3 protein-coding genes are annotated in these 6,768 nt (G+C 64.2%); 2 read left to right on the top strand and 1 reads right to left on the bottom strand.

Annotated elements, in window-relative coordinates; genetic code table 11:
- Positions 1–202 precede the first annotated feature (202 nt).
- Positions 203–1,765, bottom strand: coding sequence for a cation:proton antiporter domain-containing protein (locus tag ACTQ05_RS05940; protein WP_441538318.1), 1,563 nt, complete (start codon positions 1,763–1,765; stop codon positions 203–205).
- A 184-nt stretch (positions 1,766–1,949) separates the two neighbouring features.
- Here ACTQ05_RS05940 and ACTQ05_RS05935 point away from each other — a divergent pair, with 184 nt between their 5' ends.
- Positions 1,950–5,696, top strand: coding sequence for a phosphoribosylformylglycinamidine synthase (locus ACTQ05_RS05935; RefSeq protein WP_441538316.1), 3,747 nt, complete (start codon positions 1,950–1,952; stop codon positions 5,694–5,696).
- A gap of 100 nt (positions 5,697–5,796) precedes the next feature.
- Positions 5,797–6,732, top strand: coding sequence for a DMT family transporter (locus ACTQ05_RS05930; RefSeq protein WP_441044860.1), 936 nt, complete (start codon positions 5,797–5,799; stop codon positions 6,730–6,732).
- Positions 6,733–6,768 lie beyond the last annotated feature (36 nt).

The raw sequence follows: 6,768 nt of genomic DNA, 5'->3' as shown, positions 1-6,768 counted from the left end.
CAGACGGACGTCTTGCCGGGCCCGCCGAGTATCTCGGTTATCTCCATGACGGTGAGCCCGGCGCCGCGAAGCGCCCTGGCCCTCTCCACCATTCTCCTACTGTATGCCATGCGGACTCCGTTCCGGACCTCAACGGTCCAACTTTTTGTCCGCAGTCCCGTCTTTAAAGCGGGACGCGGCTTCCCCTAGGGGAAGCATCTCGTTATTTGCCGTCGTCGTCCTGGGCTTCATCGCGCGCGTAGAGCTCCAGCATGCGGCGGCGGTATTCGCGCACGGCGAGCTTGGCGCGCTCCAGGCGGCGGCGCTCACGCGGAGTCAGCTTGGACGGGTCGATCTCGTCGCCATAGGTCTTCTCAGCCAGCAAATGAGCGGCGTCCACGATACGGGCATCGATGTGGCCGCTTGCCGCCTCGGTCGAGAGGCGGTCAGCAATGGAATCAAGGGTAGGTATGCCGTCGAGCGAACGCCCATGGCCATGCGAGGTCAAAAGCTCATGCTCGCGCGCGAGCAGGCTCGCTAGGTCGTGGTGAGCGCGCAGGATATCGAGTGCGTCGGCAGGGTGCTCGGCGACCTCTGCCACGGCAGTGGCCGGCGCGGCATCGACCACGCGATAGAAGAGCTGCGCGAGCAGCGGCATCAAGAACACCGTGATGGCACCGGCGGCTACCATAACCGAGGTGACGTCTTGCGACAGCGCGCCTGCGTTGACGGCCACACTCGTCACGGCAACGATGATCGGCAGGGCCGTAGTGCAGTACAGGGCCACGGTAATGCGGCCATACGCCGAAACGTCACGTGTCGCGGGACAAATGCTCATAGAGACAAGGATCGGCACGGCGCGAATGATCAGCAACGCCGCGATAAAGCCCACGAGCAGACCCGGGCGCGACGCCACGGCCGTCAGGTCAATCTTTGCGCCTGACACGGTAAAGAACACCGGAATCAAAAAGCCATAGGCCAGGCCATCGAGCTTGGTCTCGAGCGTATGGTTGCCCTCGGGGATGATATAGCGCAGGACAAAGCCAGCGGCAAAAGAGCCCAACACGATGTCGAGGTCAAAGATGGCGGAAAATGCCACGAGTGTGACCAGGATGAGCACCGTCAGGCGCACGAACGTCTGCGACGTCGTGTCGGCCCGTTCCTCGACAAACGCAAAGAAGCGGCTGCCGACGCGCTTGGAGCGGCTCGGAACCACGGCCAACAGCACACAGACCAGTGCAAACAAGCCAAGGATCACGAGCGTCTGGATACCAGTACGAGCGGAGAGCAGCACCGACATGGCAAGCACGGGACCGAGCTCTCCCCACGTGCCATAGGCAAGGATGGAGTCACCCACACGCGTGCCGGTCAGCGAACGCTCACGCATGATGGGCACGAGCGTGCCGAGCGCCGTCGAAGTGAGCGCCAGCGTCACGGCGATACCGTCGAAATGGCTGACCGAGAACCACGGGGTAAAGCGCACGGCAAGCCAGGCGATGCCAAACGTGACGACCCACGTCGCCATACCGTAGCGTCCCTCGACGCCCGTGATGTTCTTGGGGTCGATCTCAAAGCCGGCAAGCAGGAACAAAAAGGCCAGACCGAGCTCGGACACAAGCGAGACCTCGGCATCTACATGGATGACGCCGAGCATATGAGGTCCCAGCACCGCGCCGAACACGAGCAAAAAGACCGTCTCGGGAACGGGCTTTCCGGGAATCGCCGATGCGATAAAGGGGCTTGCGAAAGCCACAAGCGCGATGATAGCGAGCGAAACGAATGCCATGTGATGCCTTTCTCTTGTTTGCGCTTCACTGTAGCACCCTCGCCGTCCTCAATACGCCATGAGCTGTCGTATCATAGTGACGTTTACAAACATGTGGCTCAAGGCGACCGCGAGGCTTGTCCCGCAAACCGACCGCTGCCGCATACCGCACCGTACGCCCAACCGATCAGGAAGGCAGGAACCAATGGTCTCTCGTATTTACGTGGAGAAGAAACCCGGGTTCGACGTCGAGGCTCAGCAGCTCAAGGGCGAGCTGACCGAAATTCTCGGCATCAAGGGCATCGAGGCCCTGAGGATCATCAACCGCTACGACGTCGAGGGCATCGACGAGGAGCTTTTCCGCTCCTGCGTGCCGACCGTCTTTAGCGAGCCCCAGGTCGATGTGACCTACGACGAACTCCCCGCAAGCGATGGCGCCGTCTTTGCTGTCGAATTCCTGCCTGGCCAGTTTGACCAGCGCGCCGACTCCGCCAGCGAGTGCGTGCAGCTCATCAGCCAGGGCGAGCGCCCCGCCGTGCGCTCCGCCAAGGTCTATATGATCTCGGGCGCTCTGGACGAAGCCGCCATCGAGGCCATCAAGCACTACGTGGTGAATCCCGTCGAGGCCCGCATCGCCTCGCTCGGCCTACCCGAGACGCTGTACATGGAGACCCCCGAGCCCCAGCCCGTCGAGGTGCTCGACGGCTTCCGCGAACTCGACGAGGCCGGCCTTGCCGCCTTTATCTCCGAGCGCGGCCTTGCCATGGACGAGGCGGACATCGCCTTCTGCCAGCAGTACTTCCGCGATGAGGACCGCGACCCCACCATCACCGAGATCCGCGTGATCGACACCTATTGGTCCGACCACTGCCGCCACACCACCTTCGGTACCGTCCTGGACGACGTGACAATCGATGACGCCGTGGTACAGCAGGCCTTCGACCGCTATATGGAGATGCGCCACGAGCTCGGTCGCGACGCCAAGCCCGTCTGCCTCATGGACATGGGCACCATCGGTGCCAAGTACCTTAAGAAGACCGGCGTCATGACCGATGTCGACGAGTCCGAGGAGATCAACGCCTGCACCGTCAAGGTGAAGGTCGATGTCGACGGCGAGGACCAGGACTGGCTGTTCCTGTTTAAGAACGAGACCCACAACCACCCGACCGAGATCGAGCCCTTCGGCGGTGCCGCCACCTGCGTGGGCGGCGCCATCCGCGACCCGCTCTCTGGCCGCAGCTATGTGTACCAGGCCATGCGCGTCACCGGCGCCGGCGACCCCACCGTCCCGGTCTCCGAGACGCTCGAGGGTAAGCTGCCGCAGCGCAAGCTCGTGACCACCGCTGCCGCCGGCTACTCCAGCTACGGCAACCAGATCGGCCTTGCCACCGGTCAGGTCAGCGAACTCTATCACCCCGGCTACGTGGCCAAGCGCATGGAGGTCGGCGCCGTCGTGGGCGCCACCCCGGCAAACCACGTGCGTCGCGAGTGCCCCGCCCCCACCGACAAGATCATCCTGCTGGGCGGCCGCACCGGCCGTGACGGCATCGGCGGCGCCACCGGCTCCTCCAAGACCCAGAACACCGATTCCATCGAAACCTCGGGTGCCGAGGTCCAGAAGGGCAACGCCCCGGTCGAGCGCAAGCTGCAGCGTCTGTTCCGCCGCGGCGACGCCTGCCGCCTGATCAAGCGCTGCAACGACTTTGGCGCCGGCGGCGTCTCGGTCGCCGTGGGCGAGCTTGCCGACGGCCTGTATGTCGACCTGGACACCGTGACCAAGAAGTACGACGGCCTGGACGGAACCGAGCTCGCTATCTCCGAGTCCCAGGAGCGCATGGCCTGCGCCGTCGCCGACGGTGACGTCGAGGAGTTCATGGGTTATGCTGCCGAGGAGAACCTGGAGGCGACCGTCATCGCCGAGGTTACCGCCGAGCCGCGCATGCGTATGGCCTGGAACGGCGTCGCCATCGTCGATCTGTCCCGCGAGTTCCTCAACTCCAACGGCGCACCCAAGCACCAGGTCGCCCACGTGTGTGCCCGTAGCGTGTGGCAACCCAGCTGGGCCGGCACCACGCTTGCCGAGCGCATGACCTCGCTTGTCACCGATCTCAACGTCGCCTCCAACAAGGGCCTTTCCGAGCGCTTCGACTCCACCATCGGTGCCGCTACCGTGCTCATGCCCTTTGGCGGCAAGACGCAGCTCACCCCGAGCTCTGCCATGGTCGCCAAGTTCCCCGTGGACGGCGAGACCACCACGGCGAGCGCTATGGCATGGGGCTTCAACCCCTACCTGATGGAGGCCGACCAGTTTGCAGGCGCCTACCTGTCCGTGGTCGAGTCCATCGCCAAGCTCGTTGCCGCCGGCTTTGAGCACAAGCGCGCCTACCTCTCCTTCCAGGAGTACTTTGAGCGCCTGCGCACCGAGCCCGAACGTTGGGGCAAGCCCATGGCAGCCGTCCTGGGCGCCCTTATGGCCCAGGTCGACCTGGGTGCCGGCGCCATCGGCGGCAAGGATTCCATGAGCGGCTCGTTTGAGGACGAGGCCGGCGAGCTCAACGTTCCGCCGACCCTGATCAGCTTCGCTGTCGCCGTGGGCCGTGCCGCCCGCGCCGTCTCCCCCGAGTTTAAGGGCCTCACGCACCGCGTCGTTCGCATCGCCCCCGCCACCTATGGCGAGGACTACCGCCCCGATGCCCAGCAGCTGCTCGCCGCGTTTGACGCCGTCGAGGCGCTCACCGCTACCGGCGACGCCCTGGCCGTCTCCACGCCCGGCTACGGCTGCGGCGCCGAGAGCCTCTTTAAGATGTGCGTCGGCAACCAGATCGGTATCGAGCTTGCCGAAGATGTGGACGTGGAGAGCCTCTTCACCCCGCTCTACGGCAGCTTTATCGTCGAGCTCGCCGAGGACGCCGAGCTGCCCGAGGTCGCCGACGGCGTTGTCGTCGAGCCCCTGGGTACCACCGTCGAGGGCTATGTCATCGACACCGGCTCCGAAGTCATCGAGCTCGCCGAGCTCCAGGAGGCCTGGGAGAGCGGTATCGAAGGCGTCTTCGCCTACCGCAGCGCCGGCGAGACCCCCGAGGTCGAGGCCATCGACTTCCGCGCCAAGGATATCCACGTGTACGGCGGCGCCAAGATCGCCCGCCCGCGCGTGATCATCCCTGTGTTCCCCGGCAACAACTGCGAGTACGATAGCGCCCGCGCCTTCCGCGCCGCCGGCGCCGAGGCCGACACCTTCGTGATCAACAACCTCACGCCCGGGGCCGTCGCCGAGAGCACCCACGAGCTCGCCCGCCGCATCCGTGCAAGCCAGATCGTCATGATTCCCGGCGGCTTCTCGGGCGGCGACGAGCCCGACGGCTCCGCCAAGTTCATCACGGCGTTCTTCCGCGCTCCCGAGGTCACCGAGGCAGTCCGCGACCTGCTCAAGGCCCGCGACGGCCTGATGCTGGGCATCTGCAACGGCTTCCAGGCCCTGATCAAGCTCGGCCTGGTGCCCTACGGCGACATCGTCGACGCCACGCCCGATGCGCCCACGCTGACGTTCAACACCATCGGTCGCCATCAGAGCCGTCTGGTGCGCACCCGCATCTCGTCCAACCTGTCCCCGTGGCTGTCGCAGTGCAGTCTGGACGACCCCTACACCGTCGCCATCAGCCACGGCGAGGGCCGCTTTGTCGCCAACGATGAAGTGCTCGCCCAGCTGATCGCCAACGGCCAGGTCGCCACGCAGTACGTGGGCGAGGATGGCAAGCCCAGCATGGATCTCTCCGTCAACCCCAACGGCTCCGCGCTCGCCATCGAGGGCATCACGAGCCCCGACGGCCGCGTCCTGGGCAAGATGGGCCATGCCGAGCGTCGCGGCGACAACCTGTACCGCAACGTGCCCGAGCATGTCCCCGGCGATAAGTTCATGCCGATCTTTGAGAGCGGCGTAGCCTACTTCGCTTAAATACGTTCCCATCGGGTACAATCCCCTCGGGTAACAACACCCGCCACCGGCACACCCGGTGGCGGGTTCTTTTTTACTTCGCGCATACAGGAAGGACATCATGGAAAGCCGCAAGCCGTATCTCGCCACCCTGCCCGGACTCATCCTGGGCTGCCTCGTCTGCTGCGCACTCTGGGGGTCGGCTTTCCCCTGCATCAAGATCGGCTATGAGCTCTTTGGCATCCCCGCGCACGATAGCGCCTCGCAGCTGCTCTTTGCGGGCTTGCGCTTCACGCTTGCCGGCGCCCTGGTTATCGTTGGGATGAGCACGGCCCAGCGCTGCCCACTCGTTCCACAGGCTCGCGACATTAAGCCCATCTGCATCCTGTCGCTCTTCCAGACTATCGGGCAGTACTTCTTTTTCTACCTGGGACTCTCGCGCGCCAGCGCCATGTCGAGTTCCATCATCGAGGCCAGCGCCAACTTCCTCGCCATCCTCTTTGCCGCTCTGGCGTTTCGCACCGAAAAGCTCGATGCGACCAAGGTGCTCGGCTGCGTACTGGGCTTTGCCGGCGTCGCATTCGTCAACCTTTCGGGTGCGGACGGCACCTTTGGCTTTACACTCGACGGCGAGGGATTTATCTTGGCTTCCACTATTGCGGGCGCCCTGTCGACCTGCCTCATTGGCATCTTCTCGCGCGAGCATGACGGCGTCTTGCTCGCCGGCTGGCAGTTTTTGGTCGGCGGTTTGGTCCTCACCGCCATCGGGTTTTTGATGGGCGGCGCGCTATTCCCCACCGAAATCGCCCCCGCCATCGCGCTCATCATTTATATGGCGCTCATTTCCGCCGTCGCGTACTCGCTGTGGTCCCGCCTACTCGCCGTCAACCCCGTTAGCCGCGTTTCGGTCTTTGGCTTTATGAACCCGGTCTTTGGCGTGCTGTTGAGCGCGTTGTTGCTCGGAGAGGGCGCTGGCACGAGCCCCGTTACCGTAATTGTGGCCCTGCTCTTGGTCTGCAGTGGCATCATCATTGTCAACAAACCTAAAAAGGCCTAACAAACCACCCCGTTTGGAAAAGGGCAGCTCTCGCTT

The organism is Collinsella sp. LCP21S3_A9, from assembly GCF_052118785.1.
In the GTDB taxonomy this organism is placed as follows: Bacteria; Actinomycetota; Coriobacteriia; order Coriobacteriales; family Coriobacteriaceae; genus Collinsella.
This window is presented reverse-complemented; position numbering and strand designations above follow the sequence as displayed.